This is a genomic window from Streptomyces griseus subsp. griseus, from assembly GCF_003610995.1.
In the GTDB taxonomy this organism is placed as follows: Bacteria; Actinomycetota; Actinomycetes; order Streptomycetales; family Streptomycetaceae; genus Streptomyces.
Genome location: NZ_CP032543.1, coordinates 2,424,414 through 2,445,500 on the forward strand (window position 1 = coordinate 2,424,414; position 21,087 = coordinate 2,445,500).

General features: G+C 70.8%; 15 protein-coding genes and 1 pseudogene. 13 read left to right on the forward strand and 3 right to left on the reverse strand.

Annotated elements, in window-relative coordinates:
• Window positions 1–5: 5 nt before the first annotated feature.
• From D6270_RS11070 to D6270_RS11080, 3 genes are read left to right on the forward strand one after another with little or no spacing between them, the layout of a single operon-like run.
• The gene (locus D6270_RS11070) at window positions 6–1,952 is read left to right on the forward strand and encodes an acetyl-CoA carboxylase biotin carboxylase subunit (protein WP_109165563.1); all 1,947 of its coding nucleotides are present in this window, start codon (window positions 6–8) and stop codon (window positions 1,950–1,952) included.
• Window positions 1,949–2,914, forward strand: a complete 966-nt coding sequence (locus D6270_RS11075; protein ID WP_109165562.1) for a hydroxymethylglutaryl-CoA lyase — start codon at window positions 1,949–1,951, stop codon at window positions 2,912–2,914. The genes D6270_RS11070 and D6270_RS11075 overlap by 4 nt, the downstream gene beginning before the upstream one ends.
• An 8-nt stretch (window positions 2,915–2,922) precedes the next feature.
• The gene (locus tag D6270_RS11080; protein WP_109165561.1) at window positions 2,923–4,089 is read left to right on the forward strand and encodes an acyl-CoA dehydrogenase family protein; all 1,167 of its coding nucleotides are present in this window, start codon (window positions 2,923–2,925) and stop codon (window positions 4,087–4,089) included.
• A gap of 236 nt (window positions 4,090–4,325) precedes the next feature.
• Here D6270_RS11080 and D6270_RS11085 read toward each other — a convergent pair.
• Window positions 4,326–7,079: pseudogene (locus D6270_RS11085) on the reverse strand (glycoside hydrolase domain-containing protein); the annotation flags it as partial.
• 12 nt (window positions 7,080–7,091) lie between these two features.
• Window positions 7,092–7,544, reverse strand: a complete 453-nt coding sequence (locus D6270_RS11090) for a winged helix-turn-helix transcriptional regulator (protein ID WP_109165560.1) — start codon at window positions 7,542–7,544, stop codon at window positions 7,092–7,094.
• A 597-nt stretch (window positions 7,545–8,141) separates the two neighbouring features.
• Here D6270_RS11090 and D6270_RS11100 point away from each other — a divergent pair.
• From D6270_RS11100 to glmS, 9 genes are all read left to right on the forward strand, one after another.
• Entirely contained in the window at window positions 8,142–8,783 is a 642-nt protein-coding gene (locus D6270_RS11100) for a GNAT family N-acetyltransferase (protein ID WP_109165559.1), read from the forward strand.
• 116 nt (window positions 8,784–8,899) lie between these two features.
• On the forward strand, window positions 8,900–9,763 hold the full coding sequence (locus D6270_RS11105) for a siderophore-interacting protein (protein ID WP_109165558.1): 864 nt from the start codon (window positions 8,900–8,902) through the stop codon (window positions 9,761–9,763).
• Between the two features lie 144 nt (window positions 9,764–9,907).
• Window positions 9,908–11,356 (forward strand): pyridoxal phosphate-dependent decarboxylase family protein, encoded by a 1,449-nt coding sequence (locus D6270_RS11110; protein WP_109165557.1) that lies wholly within the window; start codon window positions 9,908–9,910, stop codon window positions 11,354–11,356.
• Entirely contained in the window at window positions 11,340–12,617 is a 1,278-nt protein-coding gene (locus D6270_RS11115; protein WP_109165556.1) for a lysine N(6)-hydroxylase/L-ornithine N(5)-oxygenase family protein, read from the forward strand. Before D6270_RS11110 ends, D6270_RS11115 begins: the two co-directional genes overlap by 17 nt.
• The gene (locus D6270_RS11120; RefSeq protein WP_109165555.1) at window positions 12,614–13,186 is read left to right on the forward strand and encodes a GNAT family N-acetyltransferase; all 573 of its coding nucleotides are present in this window, start codon (window positions 12,614–12,616) and stop codon (window positions 13,184–13,186) included. Before D6270_RS11115 ends, D6270_RS11120 begins: the two co-directional genes overlap by 4 nt.
• Window positions 13,183–14,961, forward strand: a complete 1,779-nt coding sequence (locus D6270_RS11125; RefSeq protein ID WP_109165554.1) for an IucA/IucC family protein — start codon at window positions 13,183–13,185, stop codon at window positions 14,959–14,961. The genes D6270_RS11120 and D6270_RS11125 overlap by 4 nt, the downstream gene beginning before the upstream one ends.
• Window positions 14,962–15,166: 205 nt before the next feature.
• Window positions 15,167–16,045, forward strand: a complete 879-nt coding sequence (locus tag D6270_RS11130) for a DUF4429 domain-containing protein (protein ID WP_109165553.1) — start codon at window positions 15,167–15,169, stop codon at window positions 16,043–16,045.
• A gap of 108 nt (window positions 16,046–16,153) precedes the next feature.
• Complete coding sequence (locus tag D6270_RS11135; protein WP_003968990.1) at window positions 16,154–16,429, forward strand: hypothetical protein; 276 nt, start codon at window positions 16,154–16,156, stop codon at window positions 16,427–16,429.
• Between the two features lie 84 nt (window positions 16,430–16,513).
• Window positions 16,514–18,343: a glutamine--fructose-6-phosphate transaminase (isomerizing) gene (glmS, locus tag D6270_RS11140; RefSeq protein WP_109165552.1), complete on the forward strand. Its 1,830-nt coding sequence runs from the start codon at window positions 16,514–16,516 to the stop codon at window positions 18,341–18,343.
• A gap of 112 nt (window positions 18,344–18,455) precedes the next feature.
• On the opposite strand, the gene D6270_RS11145 is transcribed toward glmS, so the two are convergent.
• A complete protein-coding gene (locus tag D6270_RS11145; RefSeq protein ID WP_109165551.1) occupies window positions 18,456–18,977 on the reverse strand; it encodes a universal stress protein in 522 nt (173 codons plus the stop codon).
• Window positions 18,978–19,865: 888 nt separating this feature from the next.
• Here D6270_RS11145 and D6270_RS11150 point away from each other — a divergent pair.
• Window positions 19,866–21,086 carry a helix-turn-helix domain-containing protein gene (locus D6270_RS11150; RefSeq protein WP_109165550.1) on the forward strand — a complete coding sequence of 407 codons (1,221 nt, stop codon included), beginning with the start codon at window positions 19,866–19,868 and terminating at the stop codon, window positions 21,084–21,086.
• Window position 21,087 lies beyond the last annotated feature (1 nt).

Genomic DNA, 21,087 nt, shown 5'->3' on the forward strand with positions numbered 1-21,087 from the left:
AACAGATGACGACGATGTTCGACACCGTGCTGGTCGCCAACCGCGGCGAGATCGCCGTCCGGGTGATCCGGACCCTGCGCGAGCTGGGGGTGCGCTCGGTCGCGGTCTTCAGCGACGCGGACGCGGACGCCCGGCACGTGCGGGAGGCGGACACGGCGGTACGGATCGGCCCGCCGCCCGCGTCCGAGAGCTATCTGAACGTGCCGGCGCTCCTCGAAGCGGCCCGCCGCACGGGGGCGCAGGCGGTCCACCCCGGCTACGGATTCCTGGCGGAGAACGCGGAGTTCGCGCAGGCCTGCACGGAGGCGGGCCTGGTCTTCATCGGCCCGCCCGCCTCCGCGATCTCGCTCATGGGCGACAAGATCCGGGCGAAGGAGACGGTCGCGGCGTACGGCGTCCCGGTGGTCCCCGGCTCCTCCGGCAGCGGTCTCACGGACGCCCAACTGGAGGAAGCGGCAAAGGAGATCGGCACCCCGGTCCTCCTCAAGCCCTCGGCGGGCGGCGGCGGCAAGGGCATGCGCCTGGTCCGTGACGCGGCGGTGCTGGCGGAGGAGATCGCGGCGGCGAGGCGCGAGGCCCGGGCCTCCTTCGGCGACGACACCCTCCTCGTGGAGCGGTGGATCGACCGCCCGCGCCACATCGAGATCCAGGTGCTGGCCGACGCCCACGGCAACGTGATCCACCTCGGCGAGCGCGAGTGCTCGCTCCAGCGCCGCCACCAGAAGATCATCGAGGAGGCACCGAGCGTCCTCCTCGACGAGGAGACCCGGGCGGCCATGGGCGAGGCGGCCGTGCAGGCGGCGCGCAGTTGCGGTTACGTCGGCGCGGGGACGGTGGAGTTCATCGTCCCGGGCAACGACCCGGCCTCGTACTTCTTCATGGAGATGAACACCCGCCTCCAGGTGGAACACCCGGTCACCGAGCTGATCACCGGCCTGGACCTGGTGGAGTGGCAGCTGCGGGTGGCGTCGGGCGAGCAACTCCCGTACAGCCAGCAGGACATCACTCTGACCGGCTGGGCGATCGAGGCCCGCGTCTGCGCCGAGGACCCCTCCCGCGGCTTCCTGCCCTCCGGCGGTACGGTGCTGGCGCTGCGCGAGCCGCAGGGCGGCGGGGTGCGGACGGACTCGGGGCTGAGCGAGGGCGTTCCGGTGGGCAGCCTGTACGACCCGATGCTGTCGAAGGTCATCGCGTACGGCCCCGACCGCGCGACCGCCATCCGCAAGCTGCGGGCGGCCCTGGGGGACACGGTGATCCTGGGCGTCCCGACCAACGCGGGCTTCCTGCGCCGCCTGCTGGCCCACCCGGACGTGGTCTCCGGCAACCTGGACACGGGGCTGGTGGAGCGCGAGGCGGAGGACCTGGTGCCGGACGGGGTTCCGGACGAGGTGTACGCGGCTGCGGCGGCGGTCCGCCTCGACGCTCTGGCGCCCCGGCCGGACGCGGAGGGCTGGACGGACCCGTTCTCGGTGCCGAGCGGATGGCGTACGGGAGGGGTGCGGACGCCGCCGGCGTTCCCGCTACGGGTGTCGGGCACGGACCCGGTGACGTACGAGGCTCCGCCCGGCGCGACGGTCACGGCCGACCGGGTCACGGTCGAACTCGACGGCGCGATGGGCCACTTCCACCGCTCGGGCGACTGGCTCGGCAAGGACGGCGACACCTGGCACGTCCAGGACCACGACCCGGTGGAGGCGTCCCTGAGCGGGGCGGGCCGGAGCGGGGCGGACACGCTGGCGGCCCCGATGCCGGGCACGGTCACGGTGGTGAAGGTGGCCGTCGGGGACGAGGTGGAGGCAGGCCAGAGCCTGCTCGTGGTGGAGGCGATGAAGATGGAGCACATGGTCTCCGCACCGCACGCGGGGACGGTGACGGAGCTGGACGTCACGGCGGGCGCGACGGTGGCGATGGACCAGATCCTGGCGGTGGTCGCGCCTCGGGAGGACTCATGACCACGCTCCCCATGACGGTCCCGGCCCCCGGTCTGCCGGCCCGGGTCCGCATCCACGAGGTGGGCGCCCGTGACGGCCTCCAGAACGAGAAGGAGACCGTCCCGACGCCGGTGAAGGCGGAGTTCATCCGCCGGCTGGCCGTGGCGGGTCTGACGACCATCGAGGCGACGAGCTTCGTGCACCCGAAGTGGGTGCCCCAACTGGCCGACGCCGAGCAGCTGTTCGCCCTCCTGGGGGAGATCGCCGACGTGGGTGACGTATCCCTCCCGGTCCTCGTGCCGAACGAACGCGGCCTGGACCGGGCGCTGGCGCTCGGGGCCCGGTCGATCGCGGTGTTCGGCTCGGCCACGGAGACGTTCGCGTCGCGCAACCTGAACCGCACGGTCGACGAGTCGCTGGCCATGTTCGAGCCGGTGGTGGCCCGCGCGAAGGCGGAGAAGGCGCAGGTGCGCGGGTACCTGTCGATGTGCTTCGGTGACCCGTGGGAGGGTGCGGTTCCGGTGGCGCAGGTGGTCAGGGTCGCGAAGGCCCTGATGGACCTGGGCTGCGACGAGCTGTCGCTGGGCGACACGATCGGGGTGGCGACGCCGGGGCACGTGACAGCGCTGCTGACGGCGCTGAACGAGAGGGGCGTGCCGACCTCCTCCATCGGCGTGCACTTCCACGACACGTACGGCCAGGCGCTGTCCAACACCCTGGCGGCGCTCCAGCACGGCGTGAGCACGGTCGACGCCTCGGCCGGCGGCCTGGGCGGCTGCCCGTACGCGAAGAGCGCCACGGGCAACCTGGCCACCGAGGACCTGGTCTGGATGCTGAACGGCCTGGGCATCGAGACAGGCGTCGACCTGGACGCCCTGACCGCCACCAGCGCCTGGCTGGCCGAACACCTGGGCCGACCGAGCCCATCCCGCACGGTCCGCGCCCTGACCCCTCCCCCTTCCTCCCCCTCCCACAAGGAGTGAGTGACCCCATGTCCCTGGACCACCGACTGACCGCCGAACACGAGGAACTGCGCCGCACAGTCGAGGAGTTCGCGCACGACGTGGTCGCGCCGAAGATCGGCGACCTCTACGAGCGCCATGAGTTCCCCTACGAGATCGTGCGCGAGATGGGCCGGATGGGCCTGTTCGGGCTGCCGTTCCCGGAGGAGTACGGCGGCATGGGCGGCGACTACCTCGCGCTCGGTATCGCCCTGGAGGAGCTGGCGCGGGTCGACTCGTCGGTGGCGATCACCCTGGAGGCCGGAGTCTCCCTGGGCGCGATGCCGCTCCACCTCTTCGGCACGGAGGAGCAGAAGCGCCAGTGGCTGCCGAAGCTCTGCGCGGGCGAGGCACTGGGCGCGTTCGGCCTGACCGAGCCGGACGGCGGCTCGGACGCGGGCGGCACGCGGACGACGGCGGTGCTGGACGAGGCGACCGACGAGTGGGTGATCAACGGCTCGAAGTGCTTCATCACCAACTCGGGTACGGACATCACGGAGTTGGTGACGGTCACCGCCGTCACGGGCCGCAAGGCGGACGGCCGCCCGAGGATCTCCGCGATCATCGTCCCCTCCGGCACCCCCGGCTTCACGGTCGCGGCCCCCTACTCCAAGGTCGGCTGGAACGCCTCGGACACCCGCGAGCTCTCCTTCGCCGACGTCCGCGTCCCGGCGGCGAACCTCCTAGGCGAAGAGGGCCGTGGCTACGCCCAGTTCCTCCGCATCCTGGACGAGGGCCGGGTCGCCATCTCCGCCCTGGCCACGGGCCTGGCCCAGGGCTGCGTGGACGAGTCGGTGAAGTACGCGGCCGAGCGCCACGCCTTCGGCAAGCCGATCGGCGCCAACCAGGCCATCCAGTTCAAGATCGCCGACATGGAGATGCGCGCCCACATGTCCCGCGTGGGCTGGCGCGACGCGGCCTCGCGCCTGGTGGCGGGCGAACCGTTCAAGAAGGAGGCGGCGATCGCGAAGCTGTACTCCTCCACGGTCGCGGTGGACAACGCCCGCGAGGCGACCCAGATCCACGGCGGCTACGGCTTCATGAACGAGTACCCGGTGGCACGGATGTGGCGCGACTCGAAGATCCTGGAGATCGGCGAGGGCACGAGCGAGGTCCAGCGGATGCTGATCGCGCGGGAGCTGGGGCTGCCGGGCTGATCCGCACCGTCTGCTGCACCGACCGCCCCGGCCGCCGTGAACTGCCCCACGGCGGCCGGGGCGGGCGTATCGGCCGGAAGGCGGCGAGTCCGTGATCCGGGCGCCGACCCGCTGTCCAAGCGCGGCTACGACGCCCGGCTGCGGCACGGCTGAGCCTCCGCGCCGACCCGAGACACAGGCGTCCTGGGGGGTACGCCCGTCGGCCGGTGGACGGGCGTACCCACAGGACGAGTCCGCTAGCGGCCCCCCGGCACCCCCACCCCGTCCTCCGTCACGTACTTCACGCCCGTGTCGGTCTTTGTGATCGTGAACGCGTCCAGGGTCTCCCCCACCTCCTTGTCCGTCGACGACCGGTCGTCCCACCTGGCCGCCACCACCGCCTCGTGGCGGATCGTGTTCCGGGTGACCGTGATGCCCTGGAACGTTGATGTGTGGGCTTCGCGGGCCACCTGGGTGGCGCCGTTGCGGGTCCAGACGTTGTCGTCGGGCGGGGAGAGCTCGTAGTACTTCGGGCCGGCCAGCGAGACCGCGTAGACCGGGCCCGTCGTCACGCCCGGGGTGTCCGTGGCGTCGGTGTTGACGTAGCCGCGGGCGTAGACGTGGTCGTGGCCCATCAGGACCAGGTCGATGTCGTGACGTTGGAAGACCGGGAGCCACGCGTCGCGGACGGGCTTCTCGTCGCGGCCCGTCGCTGCGGAGAAGACCGGCTGGTGGAAGGTGGCCACCGACCACTTGTTGGGGTTGTTCGCCAGGATGTGGTCCAGCCAGCGGGCCTGGAGGTCCAGCCAGAGCCTCTGCGGGTCCGGGCAGCCGGCCGAGCAGGGAGGAAGGTCAGGTGGGGTCATCAACGCGCGCGCGTCGTGCGTGCTCGCGTTGAGGGTGATGAAGCGGACTCCCTGGTAGTCCGTGTAGTAGGCCGTCTCCGCGAGCGACTGTGCCATGTGGGTCTCGTATGCCGCCCTCTGGCGTTCCGCGCCGGTGTCGTCCTTTGCCGGTAGGGCGGTCGGGCCGTTGGCCGGGTACGCGAACGTGGACTTCCACGTCTTCAGGAACAGGTCCGCGTTGTACTCGTGGTTGCCCGGTGCCGCGATCACGTTCGTCGTCTGGCTGCGGCCGTTCATCGCGCCGAACCACTCGTCCCACTGGCCCGCGTTGCCGCCCGAGTCCACCAGGTCGCCCGCGTTGACACTGCCGATCGCCTGCGGGAAGCGCTCGTACGCCTGGGCGACGACCGGGGCCCACTTCGCCTTCAGGTCGTTCTGGGCGTCGCCGAAGTAGAGGAACGTGAACTCCTCGCCCGGTCTGCCGGCCGAGGTGAACACGTACGTGCCGCTCGACCTGGTTCCCGTGCCCACGCGGTACTCGTACCTAGTCCCCGGCTTCAGGCCCTCCATCACCGCCGAGTGCGTGCGGGTCGGGACGCCGTTGCTCAGCAGTTCCTCGTTCGGCGTCGCCTTCGCCTTCTTCCAGGCCGAGTCGGAGCCCGCCTGGCGGTACCGTGCCTCGCCCTGCGTCGTGCCGCTGCCTGTCCGCCATGTCACCGCCTGGGAGGTGGCGGGGGTCGCCGTCGGGGTGAGGACGATGCGCTCCGGGACCACGCCCGGTGCTTCCAGGTCCGGGTCGGTCGTCAGGGCCACGTCGAAGATGTGCATGATGCCCCGGTCCGTGCCCTGGGGCAGGACCACCGACCGGACGCGCTTCTTGCCGTCCAGTACCTGCGGGGCCGTGCCGAAGACCACCGTGCGCGTCGTGTCCGACGTGCCGTTCACCTTGTTGCGGCCCTCCGTGGCCACCAGCGGGACGTTTCCGTAGAGGTAGTTGGTGCCGGGCGTCCAGTCGGTGAACTGCACCGCGACGTTCTGCGTGGAGCCGTCCTCGTACTCCACACTCGCCAGGCCCTGGGAGGGGCCGTTCGTCGCCAGGCCGAGGAAGCAGATGCCCGTCGCCTTGTTTCCCTTGCCGTTACCGCCGGTGAGGTTCACCCGCTGGCCGTGCGGGATCCAGTTGTCCGGCTGCCCCTGCTTCGCCTTCGGCCAGGTGAACGTCACGCCCGTGTCGCCGAGCGGCAGCTTCGTCCCCGGTGCCGCGCCCGCCGCCGCCAGCTTCTCGCGGGAGACGGAGTTGTCGCTGAGTTCGAGGGAGCCCAGCCTGCCCTGGCCGTCGGGGGTGGAGCCGATGTTGTTGCGGGCGTCGGAGCCGTCGGTGTACGAGGGGGGTACGTCGGCCGGGCCGGTGCCCCAGGCACCCGGGGCCCCGCCCATCGTGTACGTCAGTTCGCCGCCCGCCCGCGCGAAGTCCTCGTTCAGCCAGGACTTCGTCGTGGCGCGGCCGTTGACCTTCAGGCCCGTCACATACGGCCTGTCCGACGACGCGCCCTCGGCCTTGACCGTGATCCGGCGGTCGCTGTCGGCGCTGTCGATCACGATCCGGTCGAACATCGGCGAGCTCAGCACCAGGTTCGCCGTGCCGTACACCGCCGGGCTCATCCCCAGGTTCGCCCATACGTACCAGGAGCTCAGCGAGCCCAGGTCGTCGTTGCCCGGCAGGCCCGACGGCGTCGTGCCGTACATCTCGTCCGTCGCCCGGCGCAGCACCTCCGACGTGCGGTGCGGCTGGCGCAGCCAGTTGTAGACGTACGGCATCGAGAAGCTCGGCTGGTTGGAGAGGTAGGCGCCCGTGGTGTTGTGGACGCCCGCGTCCAGGGCTCTGGTGTGCTCGTCCAGGTCGCGCGTGACCGGTTCGATGCCGCCGCGCTTCTCGATCAGCGTTCCGATGTTCTGCGGGACCATCCAGCCGTACTGGTAACCGGTCGCCTGCTCGAACTGGTTGCCCCGCTCACCGAGGTCGAAGGCGCGGTCGAAGCCGTTGCGGCCGCGCGGACGGATGCGCTGCGTCTGGGGGTCGAGGAGGTTCTGCCAGTTCTGCGCGCGCGTCATGAACTGGTCGTACGTCGCCTTCTCACCCAGCCTGCCCGCCAGTTGCGCTATCGCGCCCCCAAGGCGTCACCCGGACGCGGCGGCCTCCGCCTCCTCGGCCTGGCGGCTGTCGTACTCCGCGCGCGCCCTCGCGATCTCCCGCTGGTGACCCTCGGTCCAGTCGACCAGGGACCGGATCGTCGTGTGCAGGGTCGCGCCCATCGGCGTGAGCTCGTACTCCACGCGCGGCGGGACGACCGGGTAGACCGTGCGCCGCACCAGGCCGTCGCGTTCGAGCTGGCGCAGGGTCACCGTGAGCATCCGCTGGCTGATGCCGTCGATCAGCCGGCGCAGCTCGGAGAAGCGCAGCGTCCGGCGCTCCAGGTTCGCTATGGCGAGCAGCGACCACTTGTCCGCGACGCGGTCGAGGATCTGCCGCACCTCGCAGCCCTCGCGGACATCCCAGTTGCCGATGTCGAAGTCCTGCTCAACTCCGGTGTCTCCGCGGTCACTCGGTGACGTCAAAGTGCCTTCTTCCATGGCTCCCCAGCGTGCCGCACGCTTCGAGTGGTTACAAGAGAGAACTGACCGGCACTTCGGTAACTCGTCTTCCGTACGAGCGTATCGAGGTCTGCCGGTACCGCGACAGGCGGTCTCTCCATCGGCCTGGTCGTCGGTGGGCTTCTCTCCGCCACCGACTGGCGCTGCCCGGACCGGGCCGGGCAGCGCGTCGACCTGGCGGAGCGGTCACCGTCACCGTCGGGATCCCGCCTCTCGTCCTCGGCGCGGAGCGGGCCACGCACGTCCCGGCCGCCTGGCACCGCGCCACCGACGGCATCGCCGAGGCGGGGCAGGGCGTCGCGGGCGGGCCGCTCCACACCTCCTTCCAGTTCGGTGCGGCGCTCGGCCTGTCCTCCGTCGCACCCGTCAACATCGGTGCCACCGACAGGACTTCGGCGACCGCCCTCCTCGACGGCTACCGGTCGGCGCTCGTCGTCCCGCCGGCCGCCGCCCTGATCGCCACCGCCGTCAGCACCTTCGGGCTGCGCCGCCGCTCCGGAAGCCCTCACGCGGGGCCCGGCGCCCCGCCCCGGAACCCGTTCGACAACCCGGCCCACCGTCCGGCAAAGTCCCCGCATGAGCCACCGATACTGGCCCCTCCGCGGGCTCCGGATCCGTACACCCCGCCTGGAACTGCGCCTTCCCGACGAGGACCTCCTAGACGAGCTGGCCTCGGTAGGCGCCGGCGGGGTGCACGCCCCGGACCGGATGCCGTTCATCGTGCCGTGGACCGACGGCGAGCCCGACGAGGTCGGCCGGGCCACCTACCAGCATGTGCTGGGCACGATCGCCGGGTGGTCGCCCCGGGATTGGCACCTCTCCCTCGCCGTCCTCCACGAGGGCAAGGTCGTGGGGCGGCAGGACGTGATGGGCCGGGAGTTCGGCGTACGGCGTGAAGCGCTGACCGGGTCGTGGCTCGGCCTGCCCCACCAGGGGCAGGGCATCGGGACGGAGATGCGGGCCGCCGCCCTCCACCTGGCCTTCGACGGGCTCGGTGCGCGGTACGCCGTCTCCGAGGCCAGGACGGACAACGCCGGTTCGCTCGGCGTCTCGCGGCGGCTCGGGTACGAGCCGGACGGCCTCCAGATCGAGGTGATCCACGGGGAGGCCACCACCATGCAGCGGCTGCGGCTGGACCGGGCCCGGTGGAAGAAGCACCGCCGCGTCGACGTCACCGTGGAGGGCCTCGACGCCTGCCGCGCCGACTTCGGGGTGTAGGACCGGCGACGACACCGTGACCACCTAGCAAGGTTAGGCTAACCTTCCTTCGGACTGCCCTCGCCGGAGCCGGGCCCGTCCGCCCGCCGCTCCTGCCCCTCCCGGAGGAGCCCTCGTTGACGACGACTGCCGCCGTTCCCCAAGTAGCCCCGTTCCGGTTCTTCGACCTGACCGTTCTGCGGGTCAGGCGGCTCGGCCCCTCCATGCTCCGGATCACCCTGGGCGGGCCCGGGGCCGAGGGGTTCCGGGCCGGGGGGCGCGATCAGAGCCTGTCGATCTTCCTGCCGCACCCCGGGCAGAGCGAGGCCGTGGTGCCGGAGGGCGAGGACGGGGGCTGGTACCCGAAATGGCGCGCGCTGCCCGAGGACGTTCGAGCGGTGATGCGGTCGTACACCGTGCGGGCCCAGCGCGTGAAGGCCGACGGCTCCACCGAGGTGGACATCGACTTCGCGCTCCACGGTGACGGCGGCCCGGCCTCCCGGTGGGCCCTCATGGCGACGGCGGGCGACCGGCTCAAGGTGCTGGGGCCGGCGGTCGAGGACAACACCTCCGTACGGTTCCGGCCACCGGCGGACACCGACTGGGTGCTGATCTGGGCCGACGAGACGGCCCTGCCCGCCGCGTCCGCCGCCCTGGAGTGGCTGCCCCCGGGCACGCCCGCCCGGGTCTGGCTGGAGGTGCCGAAGACGGAGGACCGGCAGGCCCTCAACACCGCCGCCAAGGCCCGGATCAGCTGGCTCGTCCGGAGCGAGGGCGCCCCGCCCGCCGTGGCGGCCGTGCGCGCCGCCGAACTGCCCGAGGGCACCCCGTACGTCTGGATCGCGGGCGAGTCCTCCGAGGTGCGGGCGCTCCGCCGCCATCTGGTCCAGGAGCGCGGCTTCGACCGTAAGCGTGTCACCTTCGTCGGGTACTGGCGGCGCGGGCTCAGCGAGGAGCAACTGCGGGCGGAGAGCATCGCGCGGGCCGGGGAGGCGGAGTAACCCCGGGGGGCGGGGGCCGGGGCGAGGGACAATCGCTGATCGAGTTAGGTTAGGCTAACCTTACTTCGACATCGCGCCCCTCGTCCCCTTTTTCCCTGCCCGGAGGGACGCGATGAAGTTCCCCTCACCCGGGAGGACCCCCTCATGCGTTCGCACCTGCTCAACAACACGACTGCGGAGCACTACCGGCGTACCGTCACCGCGGGAGTGGAACGGGTCGCGGCCAAACTCGCCGTCAGCGAGCGCCCCTTCAGCGGGGTCGGTGTCGACGAGCTCTCCACCGTCGTCGACGCGATCGACCTCGACCGGCCGCTGGGCGACGCCACCGCCGCCCTCGACGAGCTCGACGAGGTCTACCTCCGGGACGCCGTCTACTTCCACCACCCCCGCTACCTGGGCCACCTCAACTGCCCGGTCGTCATCCCCGCCGTCCTCGGCGAGGCCGTGCTCTCCGCGATCAACTCCTCCCTGGACACCTGGGACCAGAGCGCGGGCGGCACCCTCATGGAGCGCCGGCTGATCGACTGGACCACCGAGCGGATCGGCTTCGGACCGGCCGCCGACGGCGTCTTCACCAGCGGCGGTACGCAGTCCAACCTCCAGGCCCTGCTGCTGGCCCGCGAGGAGGCGAAGGCCCGGCCCGAGCACCACACCCGGCTGCGGGTCTTCACCTCCGAGTGCAGCCACTTCAGCGTGCAGAAGTCCGCCAAGCTGCTCGGCCTCGGACCGGACGCGGTCGTCCCGGTCCCCGTCGACAGCAACAAGCGGATGCAGGCCGTGGCCCTCGCCCGCGCCCTGGAGAGTTGCGTCGCCGAGGGTGCCGTGCCCATGGCCGTCGTCGCGACCGCCGGGACCACGGACTTCGGCTCCATCGACCCGCTGCCCGAGATCGCCGCGCTCTGTGAGCAGTTCGCCACCTGGATGCATGTGGACGCCGCGTACGGCTGCGGGCTGCTGGCCTCCCGTGAGCGGCGCGGTCTCCTCGAAGGCATCGCGCACGCCGACTCGGTGACCGTGGACTACCACAAGTCCTTCTTCCAGCCCGTGAGTTCGTCCGCGATCCTGGTCCGCGACCGGGCGACCCTGCGCCACGCCACGTACCACGCGGAGTATCTGAACCCGCGCCGGATGGCCGAGGAGCGGATACCCAACCAGGTCGACAAGTCTCTCCAGACGACCCGCCGGTTCGACGCGCTCAAGCTGTGGATGACGCTGCGCGTCATGGGTGCCGACGGCATCGGCGAGCTGTTCGACGAGGTCTGCGACCTGGCCACCGAGGGGTGGAAGCTGCTCGCCGCCGACCCGCGCTTCGACGTGGTGGTGCAGCCGCGGCTCTCCACGCTCGTCTTCCGCTACATCCCCTCCGTTGTCACCTCCCCCGACGACATCGACCGCGCCAACCTCCACGCCCGCAAGGCGCTGTTCGCCTCCGGTGAGGCGATCGTCGCGGGCACCAAGGTCGGCGCCCGCCAGTACCTGAAGTTCACCCTCCTCAACCCCGAGACGACCGTGGAGGACATCGCCGCGGTCCTCGACCTGATCTCCGGCCACGCCGAGAAGTACCTGGGAGACTCCCTTGACCGCGCTTCCTGACCCCCACGACTTCATCGGGATCGGGCTCGGCCCGTTCAATCTCGGACTGGCCTGCCTGACCGAGCCGATCGACGAACTGAACGGTGTCTTCCTGGAATCCAAGCCGGACTTCGCGTGGCACTCCGGGATGTTCCTCGAAGGGGCCCATCTCCAGACGCCGTTCATGTCGGACCTGGTCACCATGGCCGACCCGACCTCGCCGTACTCGTTCCTCAACTACCTCAAAGCGCGCGGCAGGCTCTACTCGTTCTACATCCGGGAGAACTTCTACCCGCTGCGGACCGAGTACAACGACTACTGCCGCTGGGCCGCCGCCGGACTGAGCAGCATCCGGTTCAACGAGACCGTGGAGGCGGTGACGTACGACGAGGGCAGTGAGCTCTACACCGTGACCACCGCCGCCGGGACCGTCCTGCGCTCCCGCCACCTGGTCCTCGGCACCGGAACACCGCCGTACGTCCCCGAGGCCTGCCACGGTCTCGGCGGGGACTTCCTGCACAACTCCCGCTATCTGGAGGGGAAAGCCGAGCTCCAGCGGAAGAAGTCGATCACCCTGGTCGGCAGCGGGCAGAGCGCGGCGGAGATCTACTACGACCTGCTCTCCGAGATCGACACCTACGGTTACCGGCTCAACTGGGTGACGCGCTCCCCGCGGTTCTTCCCGCTGGAGTACACCAAGCTGACGCTGGAGATGACCTCCCCGGAGTACATCGACTACTTCCACGCCCTGCCCGAGGAGACCCGCTACCGGCTGGAGACCGGGCAGAAGGGGCTGTTCAAGGGGATCGACGGGGAGCTGATCGACGCGATCTTCGACCTGCTCTACCAGAAGAACCTGCCTGGCCCGGTGCCGACCCGGCTGCTCACCAACTCGGCTCTGATCAGCGCGCGTTACGACGAGGAGGGTGGCGCCTACAGTCTGGGGCTGCGCCAGGAGGAGCAGGGCAAGGAGTACCAGCTCACCACCGAGGGGCTCATCCTCGCCACCGGCTACTGCTACGAGGCGCCCGCCTTCCTGCACCCCGTCCAGGACCGGCTGCGCCACGACAGCCGGGGCCGCTTCGACGTGGCCCGCAACTACAGCATCGACACCACCGGACGCGGGATCTTCCTGCAGAACGCCGGGGTGCACACCCACTCGATCACCTCGCCCGACCTGGGCATGGGTGCCTACCGCAACGCGTACATCATCGGCGAACTGCTCGGCCGAGAGCACTACCCGGTCGCAAAGTCCATCGCCTTCCAGGAGTTCGCGATATGAACCGCCCCCACCGCGACAGAACGCCGGGAAAACTCGGCGAGTTCGCCGTCCGCCCGCTGGACGCTTCCGCCGACGCCGAGCTGGTGCACGGCTGGGTGACCCACCCCAAAGCCGCGTTCTGGCTGATGGGCGGGGCGGAACTCCGGGACGTGGAGCGGGAGTACGGGGCGATCGCCGCCCATCCGCACCACGACGCCTTCATCGGCCTGCACGGCGGTGAGCCCGCGTTCCTGATCGAGAGGTACGACCCCACCGAGGTCGAGCTGAAGGGTCTGTACGAGGCGGAGCCCGGCGATGTCGGGATGCACTTCCTGGTCGCGCCGACCGAGACCCCGGTGCGCGGCTTCACCCGGGCCGTGATCACCGCCGTGATGGAGTTCCTCTTCGCCGACCCGTCGGTGCGCCGGGTCGTCGTGGAGCCCGATGTGACCAACAGCGCCGTCCAGGCCCTCAACAAGGCCGTCGGCTTCGAGGTCCTGCGGGAGATCGCCAAACCGGAGAAGGACGCGCTGCTCAGCGCCTGCACCCGCGAGCAGTTCGAAGCAGCAACCGGAGGAACCGACCGATGACGACCGCCCTCACCGACAGCGTCGCCCACCTCTCCCCGGGGCGCTGGGCCACCGCAAACCGACTGCTGGTCCGCAAAGCACTGGCGGAATTCAGCCACGAACGGCTGCTGGCCCCTGCTCCCCTGGGCGAGGACCGCTACACCCTCCGTAGCGACGACGCGGGGACGGAGTACCGTTTCACCGCACGCCTCTTCGCGCTCGACCACTGGCAGATCGAGGCCGAGTCGATCACGCGCCTCCGGCACGGGTCCGAAGTTCCTCTCGACGCACTGGAGTTCTTCGTCGAACTGCGGGTGGCCCTCGGGCTGACCGAGGACATCCTGCCGGTCTATCTGGAGGAGATCTCCTCCACTCTGGCCGGAAGCGCCTACAAACTGACCAAGGAACCGGCCACTTCCCGGCAGCTCGTCGCCGCCGGCTTCCAGGCCATCGAGACCGGGATGACCGAGGGCCACCCCTGTTTCGTGGCCAACAACGGCCGGCTCGGCTTCGGGGTCGACGAGTACCGTGCGTACGCCCCCGAGGCCGCCGCCCCGATCCGGCTGGTCTGGCTGGCCGCCCGCCGCGACCGGGCCACCTTCACCGCGGGCGCCGGACTCGACTACGACACACTCGTCGGGGACGAGCTGAGCGAGGGGACCCGGGAGCGGTTCGCCGCCACCCTGCGCTCGCTCGGGCTGGACCCGGAGGCGTACCTCCTGCTGCCCGTCCACCCCTGGCAGTGGTGGAACAAGCTCGCCGTGACCTTCGCCGGTGAGCTGGCCGAGCGCCGTCTGGTGGTGCTCGGGGAGGGCGAGGACGTCTACCTGGCCCAGCAGTCGATCCGGACGTTCTTCAACACCGACCACCCCGGGAAGCACTACGTCAAGACGGCCCTGTCCGTCCTGAACATGGGCTTCATGCGCGGCCTCTCCGCCGCGTACATGGAGGCCACGCCCGCCATCAACGACTGGCTGGCCGGGCTCATCGAACGCGACGGCCTGCTGACCGCCGCCCGGTTCTCGATCATCCGGGAGCGGGCCGCGATCGGCTACCACCACCGCGCGTACGAGGCGGCCACCGCCAAGGGCTCCCCGTATCTGAAGATGCTGGCCGCGCTCTGGCGCGAGAGCCCCGTCGCGGGTCTGGAGCCGGGCGAGCGGGTCGCCACCATGGCCTCCCTCATCCACACCGACCACGAGGGCCGTTCGGTCGCCGCCGCGCTGATCGAGGAGTCCGGACTCGACCCGCAGGTGTGGCTGCGGCACTATTTGGACGCCTACCTGGTCCCGGTGCTGCACAGCTTCTACGCCTACGACCTGGTCTACATGCCGCACGGCGAGAACGTGATCCTGGTCGTCGAGGACGGGGTCGTCACCCGCACGGTCTTCAAGGACATCGCCGAGGAGATCGCGGTCATGGACCCGGACGCGGTGCTGCCGCCGAAGGTCGACCGGATCCGGGCCGAGGTCCCGGAGGACATGAAGCTGCTCTCGGTCTTCACCGACGTCTTCGACTGCTTCTTCCGCTTCCTGGGCGCGGGCCTGGCCACCGAAGGGGTCCTGGACGAGGACACCTTCTGGCGGACGGTCGCCGCGTGCGTACGCGGCTATCAGGAGTCGGTGCCCTACCTCGCGGAGAAGTTCCGGCAGTACGACCTGTTCGAGCCGGAGTTCGCGCTGTCCTGCCTCAACCGCCTCCAGCTGCGCGACAACCAGCAGATGGTCGACCTCAACGACCCCGCTGGGGCACTTCAGTTGGTGGGGCGGCTGAAGAACCCGATCGCCAAGTTCTGAGCGGTCCGCACAGGCCGGTGAGCGCCCGGGGACGGTCCCCCGGGCGCTCACCTCTCCCCTCACCGGCCCGGCCCGGGCCGATCCCCCTATCTCGCCGGAGTGGCCGGGCACCCTGGTCGGAGGCGTGGCGGTGTGGCGTACGGGGAGCCGCCCGGCACCACCTCGGCGGCCCGCTCCCCCGGGCCCGGCTGGCAGAATCGCCGCCATGGCGGAAATCATCCAGCGCGACGGCACGTGGACGTTCGACGGGGAGACGGTACGGATCGTGCCGGGCGGCAAGGCGCATCCGGTCCGGCTGGCGCTGGGTGAACTGGCCGTCCCCGTACAGGCCTTGGCGGGTATCTCGTTCGAGCCGGACCGCAAGGGCGGCCGTCTGCGGCTCCGGCTGCGCGGTGGCGCCTGCCCGGTGCTGCGGGCCGCCGACGGGCGCCTCAAGGACGGCGCCGACCCGTACGTCCTGACCGTGGAGAAGGACCGCACGGGGGTGGCGGAGTACTTCGTGGACGAGGTCCGCAACGCGCTGCTGATCGAACAGGTCCCCGACGGCCCGGTGGGCCGCTTCCTCCTGCCCGGGCCCTCGCTGCCGGTCTCCGGCGGGGGCGGCGACGGCACGGCCTCCTTCGACGGCGAGACCGTGCGGCTGACCTGGAACTGGAAGGCGGAGGAGGCCAAGACCGCGAGCGGACCCGCGACCCTCCCGCTGGCACGGATCGCGGGGGTGCGCTGGCTGCCCGCGATCGGCCTGGAGAACGGCTATCTGCGGTTCGAGCCGGTGGACGGACCGGTCTCGGCCCCGCCGAAGTACGACCCGTGCTCCCTGGAGCTGTGGGGGATGTCGAAGAAGGAGTACACGGCGGTGGTGGTCGCGGCGGCGGTGCTGGCCCGGCTGCCGCAGGCCCGTACGGCCGTGGCCGCGACCGCCGGGGCCCCGGCCCTCACCAAGGCGCCCGCGTCCGCACCGGCCGCCGACGACCACGACGTAACTCTGCGGCGGCTGCGGGAGCTGGGCGAGCTGCACCGGGCCGGGGTCCTCACGGACGAGGAGTTCAGCACGGCGAAGCAGGCGATCCTGAGCCGGATGTGAGCCGGGCGTGAGCCAGATGTGACCGATTCGAGCAGCCCTCTACCCCCCTCCTGCCCGATATCGGGCAGATTTCTTGCGTAAGGGCGCTCCGGCACGCAATATCGACGAGTGCTTGAACGCCGCTCGTCGCACGACGACCTCATCGACCACCTCGTACGCTCCACCGCGCTCCAGCGCGGCGAGGCGGCCCGGGTGATCCTCGACGTGCTGGCGTACTTCGACGAGAGCACCGACGACTTCGTCCGCCGCCGCCACCGTGAACTGCAGTCCGGCGGCCTGGTCAACACGGAGATCTTCGAGCGGATCGCGGCCGAGCTGCCGCACCGCGCCGTGGCGCCGCCGGAGCTCTCGCTCCGCCAGCTGCGCCGCATCGTCTACGGCTGATCCAGCTGCGGCGGATCACCGGGCGCCCGTGCGGGGCGCCGAGCGCATGCAGGTACGTGTACGTCGAGGAGGGGCAGAGAATCCATGTGCGGGATCGTCGGATATATCGGAAAGCGTGATGTTGCGCCGCTGCTGCTGGAAGGCCTGCAGCGGCTGGAGTACCGGGGCTACGACTCCGCGGGCCTCGTCATCACGAGCAAGGCCGCGGCGGGCAAGCCGGGCACGCTGAAGATGGTCAAGGCCAAGGGCCGGGTCCGCGAGCTGGAGGCCAAGGTCCCCAAGCGGTTCGCCGGCACCACCGGCATCGCGCACACCCGCTGGGCCACCCACGGCGCCCCCAGTGACGAGAACGCCCACCCGCACCTGGACGCGGAGAACAAGGTCGCCGTCGTCCACAACGGGATCGTCGACAACGCCTCCGAGTTGCGCGCCAAGCTCACCGCCGACGGCGTCGTCTTCCTCTCCGAGACCGACACCGAGGTGCTGGTCCACCTGATCGCCCGCGCCCAGGCGGACACCCTGGAGGAGAAGGTCCGCGAGGCGCTGCGCCACGTCGAGGGCACGTACGGCATCGCCGTCATGCACGCCGACTTCAACGACCGCATCGTGGTCGCCCGCAACGGCTCCCCGGTCGTCCTCGGCATCGGCGAGAAGGAGATGTTCGTCGCCTCCGACGTCGCCGCCCTGGTCGCCCACACCCGCCAGGTCGTCACGCTGGACGACGGCGAGATGGCCACCCTGAAGGCCGACGACTTCCGTACGTACACCACGGAGGGCTCGACCACGACGGCGACGCCGACCACCGTGGAGTGGGAGGCCGAGTCGTACGACATGGGCGGCCACGACACGTACATGCACAAGGAGATCTCCGAGCAGGCCGACGCCGTGGACCGCGTGCTGCGCGGCCGGATCGACGACCGGTTCTCCACCGTGCACCTGGGCGGCCTCAACCTGGACGCCCGGGAGGCGCGCGGGGTGCGCCGGATCAAGATCCTCGGCTGCGGCACCTCGTACCACGCGGGCCAGATCGGCGCCCAGCTGATCGAGGAGCTGGCCCGCATCCCCGCCGACGCCGAGCCGGCCTCCGAATTCCGCTACCGCAACCCGGTCGTGGACCCCGACACCCTGTACGTGGCGGTCTCGCAGTCGGGCGAGACGTACGACGTGCTGGCCGCCGTCCAGGAGCTGAAGCGCAAGGGCGCCCGCGTCCTCGGTGTGGTCAACGTGGTCGGCTCCGCCATCGCCCGGGAGGCCGACGGCGGTACGTACGTCCACGCGGGCCCCGAGGTCTGCGTGGTCTCCACCAAGTGCTTCACCAACACCGTGGTCGCCTTCGCGCTGCTCGCCCTGCACCTGGGCCGCATCCGGGACCTGTCGGTCGCCGACGGCAAGCGGATCATCGACGGGCTGCGCCGGCTGCCGGAGCAGATCAGCGAGATCCTGGCGGGCGAGGACGAGATCAAGCGGCTGGCGGCGGAGTACGCGGACGCCAAGTCGATGATGTTCATCGGCCGGGTGCGCGGTTACCCGGTGGCGCGTGAGGCCTCGCTGAAGCTGAAGGAGGTCTCGTACATCCACGCCGAGGCCTACCCGGCCTCCGAGCTGAAGCACGGCCCGCTCGCGCTGATCGAGCCCGCGATGCCGACCGTGGCGATCGTGCCGGACGACGATCTGCTGGAGAAGAACCGGGCCGCGATGGAGGAGATCAAGGCGCGCAGCGGCCGGATCCTCGCCGTGGCACACCAGGTCCAGGAGAAGGCCGACCACACCATCGTCGTACCGAAGAACGAGAACGAGCTGGACCCGATCCTGATGGGCATCCCGCTCCAGCTCTTCGCGTACCACACGGCCCTGGCGATGGGCCGGGACATCGACAAGCCGCGCAACCTGGCGAAGTCGGTCACGGTCGAGTAGCCGTCACTGCGCGGGTGGGTCGGGCCCCGCACCGTCGTGTTGACGGTGCGGGGCCCGACTCGTGGTGTGACAGCGCCTTCTGGCGGCGCGTCAGGAGTTTTCCAGGGGATGTTCAGGGGATGACGACGACCGGGCGCTGGGCGCGGCGGGCGAGGCGGCCCGCGACCGAGCCGAAGATGCGGCCGACGATGCCGTGCGTGGAGCCGACGACGATGGCGTCGGCGGAATACTCGCGGCCGACCTCCTCCAGCTCGTGGCAGATGTCGCCGCCGCGCTCCACCAGCACCCAGGGGACGTCGGAGAGGTAGTCCGCGCAGGCCAGCTCCAGGCCGAGGACCTCGGTGCGGTGGTCGGGGACGTCGACGAAGACGGGGGGCTCGCAGCCCGCCCAGACCGTCGTCGGGAGCCGGTTGGCGACGTGGACGATGATCAGGCCGGAGCCCGATCTGCCGGCCATGCCGATCGCGTAGGCGAGGGCCCGCTCGCTGGAGGTGGAGCCGTCGAAGCCGACCACCACTCCGTGCCGGAAGGCGGGATCGCACGCATGGCGTCCTTCTTCGACCGTCCGCGGCTCCGACCGGGGGTCGGCTACCTGCTTGCGGTCTTTGGGTTCAGGGATTTCGTGACCGGCCATCGGTGTCTCGGCGAAGAGAATCCTCGTGAGAAGGGAGCGGTTTCGAGAGGTGCGTCAGCTGGAATGTGGCTCTGTCCGGGAATCATCTTCCCGACCCCATACCCCCAAGGGTACGGCGTCACTCCTCAGCTGCCCAGACCCCCGCAAAAGCACGCGTGACGTTGGAGGGAGCATGCCCGAGGCGGTCCCGTATGGCAATGCCGGTTGTGTCGTACACGGGCCTTCGGGCGGGCCGGACGAGGGCGACCGCCCTGTTTTCGGGGCGTCCGGCGGCCGCGAAACCCCCCGGGGGAGAGGCGCGCGCCGGGGCTGCGGCCGGTCCCGCCGGTTCTCGGCGCCCGTGACCCAGCGGTCGGTAATCCGGCTCACCCGGCCCTGAGACCCGGAGAGACCCCGCCGACCCGTCACATTCCGCCCCGGTGGCCCGAACGCGCCACGCACCCCAGGGGCGCGGGGAGCGCACCGGGGCGGTCGCCAGACGGAAGTTGTGCGCCCGGCGTGACTGGAACCAGCGCACGCAACCGTTTGTTTTCAGCCAACTTCACTTACTGGCCGAACCCTTCCCGGAATGGCCGGACAGCCCACCACCCACCAGGCAGGAAGAGACCGCGCGGTACGCTTTCACCCGACGCGGACGGGCCACCTTCGCGAAGGGCACTTCCCTGTGCGCTTCGCGGGTGAAACGCTTCGTGATCGAACGCTTCACGCCACGTTTCCTTATCGACATAGCGCCGGTGGGGGAAGGTGTCACGGCGGGGCCACGCGACGCAGTAGATTCGATCTTGAAAATCGGGGACTGGGGAAACGTGCGAAACCGAGGGGAAACGTGCAGGAGCGGCAGGCCCGTAAGGACCAGGGAGACGCGAACACCGAGGGGGGCTTAGCGTCATGAGCCAGGACTCCGCCACCGCGACGGAGGCCGCACGCAAGCTGACCGGGCGGCGACGCCGGGAAGTCGTTGCCGTGCTGCTCTTCAGCGGCGGCCCTATCTTCGAGAGCTCCATCCCGCTCTCCGTTTTCGGAATCGACCGGCAGGACGCGGGAGTTCCCCGCTACCGCCTGCTGGTCTGCGGCGGCGAGGACGGACCGCTGCGCACGACGGGTGGACTCGAACTGACCACGCCGTACGGCCTGGAGGCGATCAGCAGAGCAGGCACCGTGGTGGTGCCCGCCTGGCGGTCGATCACCTCGCCGCCGCCCGCCGAGGCACTGGACGCGCTGCGGCGCGCCCATGAGGAGGGCGCCCGCATCGTCGGCCTGTGCACGGGAGCCTTCGTGCTCGCGGCGGCCGGACTGCTGGACGGCCGACCCGCCACCACGCACTGGATGTACGCACCGACGCTGGCCAAGCGCTATCCGTCGGTGCACGTCGATCCGCGCGAACTCTTCGTGGACGACGGCGATGTGCTGACCTCCGCCGGTACGGCGGCGGGTATCGACCTCTGCCTCCATATAGTCCGCACCGACCACGGCACGGAGGCGGCGGGCGCACTCGCCCGAAGGCTCGTCGTGCCGCCGCGGCGCAGCGGCGGGCAGGAGCGCTACCTGGACAGGTCTTTACCTGAAGAGATCGGCTCCGACCCGCTCGCCGAGGTCGTGGCCTGGGCGCTGGAGCATCTGCACGAGCAGTTCGACGTGGAGACGCTCGCGGCGCGCGCCTACATGAGCAGGCGGACCTTCGACCGCAGATTCCGCTCGCTCACGGGGAGCGCACCGCTCCAGTGGCTGATCACCCAGCGGGTGCTTCAGGCACAGCGGCTGCTGGAGACCTCCGACTACTCGGTCGACGAGGTCGCCGGCCGCTGCGGCTTCCGCTCACCGGTCGCGCTGCGCGGGCACTTCCGCCGCCAGCTCGGCTCCTCCCCCGCCGCGTACCGGGCCGCCTACCGGGCCCGTCGTCCGCAGGGGGTGGCGGAGAGCGCCGCGACGGTGCTGGAGACGGTCGTGCCCAGCCAGGGCTCGCCGTCCGGCCGCAGGGGCACCCCGGTGCCCTCCGGCGCTCCGGTCTCCGTATCGGCGTCGGCGGGCTCCTCGGAGCACTCGCTGCCGGTCCCCGACGCGTACGTTCCCGGGCGCCCGGCCCTGCCGGGACAGCGGAGCGCCCCGTAGG

What these genes read in the sequence shown, in the direction of transcription:
- D6270_RS11070 (WP_109165563.1), top strand. Translation starts at nt 6, where the DNA reads ATGACGACGATGTTCGACACCGTGCTGGTCGCCAACCGCGGCGAGATC.
- D6270_RS11075 (WP_109165562.1), top strand. Translation starts at nt 1,949, where the DNA reads ATGACCACGCTCCCCATGACGGTCCCGGCCCCCGGTCTGCCGGCCCGG.
- D6270_RS11080 (WP_109165561.1), top strand. Translation starts at nt 2,923, where the DNA reads ATGTCCCTGGACCACCGACTGACCGCCGAACACGAGGAACTGCGCCGC.
- D6270_RS11090 (WP_109165560.1), bottom strand. Translation starts at nt 7,544, where the DNA reads ATGGAAGAAGGCACTTTGACGTCACCGAGTGACCGCGGAGACACCGGA.
- D6270_RS11100 (WP_109165559.1), top strand. Translation starts at nt 8,142, where the DNA reads ATGAGCCACCGATACTGGCCCCTCCGCGGGCTCCGGATCCGTACACCC.
- D6270_RS11110 (WP_109165557.1), top strand. Translation starts at nt 9,908, where the DNA reads ATGCGTTCGCACCTGCTCAACAACACGACTGCGGAGCACTACCGGCGT.
- D6270_RS11120 (WP_109165555.1), top strand. Translation starts at nt 12,614, where the DNA reads ATGAACCGCCCCCACCGCGACAGAACGCCGGGAAAACTCGGCGAGTTC.
- D6270_RS11125 (WP_109165554.1), top strand. Translation starts at nt 13,183, where the DNA reads ATGACGACCGCCCTCACCGACAGCGTCGCCCACCTCTCCCCGGGGCGC.
- D6270_RS11130 (WP_109165553.1), top strand. Translation starts at nt 15,167, where the DNA reads ATGGCGGAAATCATCCAGCGCGACGGCACGTGGACGTTCGACGGGGAG.
- glmS (WP_109165552.1), top strand. Translation starts at nt 16,514, where the DNA reads ATGTGCGGGATCGTCGGATATATCGGAAAGCGTGATGTTGCGCCGCTG.
- D6270_RS11145 (WP_109165551.1), bottom strand. Translation starts at nt 18,977, where the DNA reads ATGGCCGGTCACGAAATCCCTGAACCCAAAGACCGCAAGCAGGTAGCC.
- D6270_RS11150 (WP_109165550.1), top strand. Translation starts at nt 19,866, where the DNA reads ATGAGCCAGGACTCCGCCACCGCGACGGAGGCCGCACGCAAGCTGACC.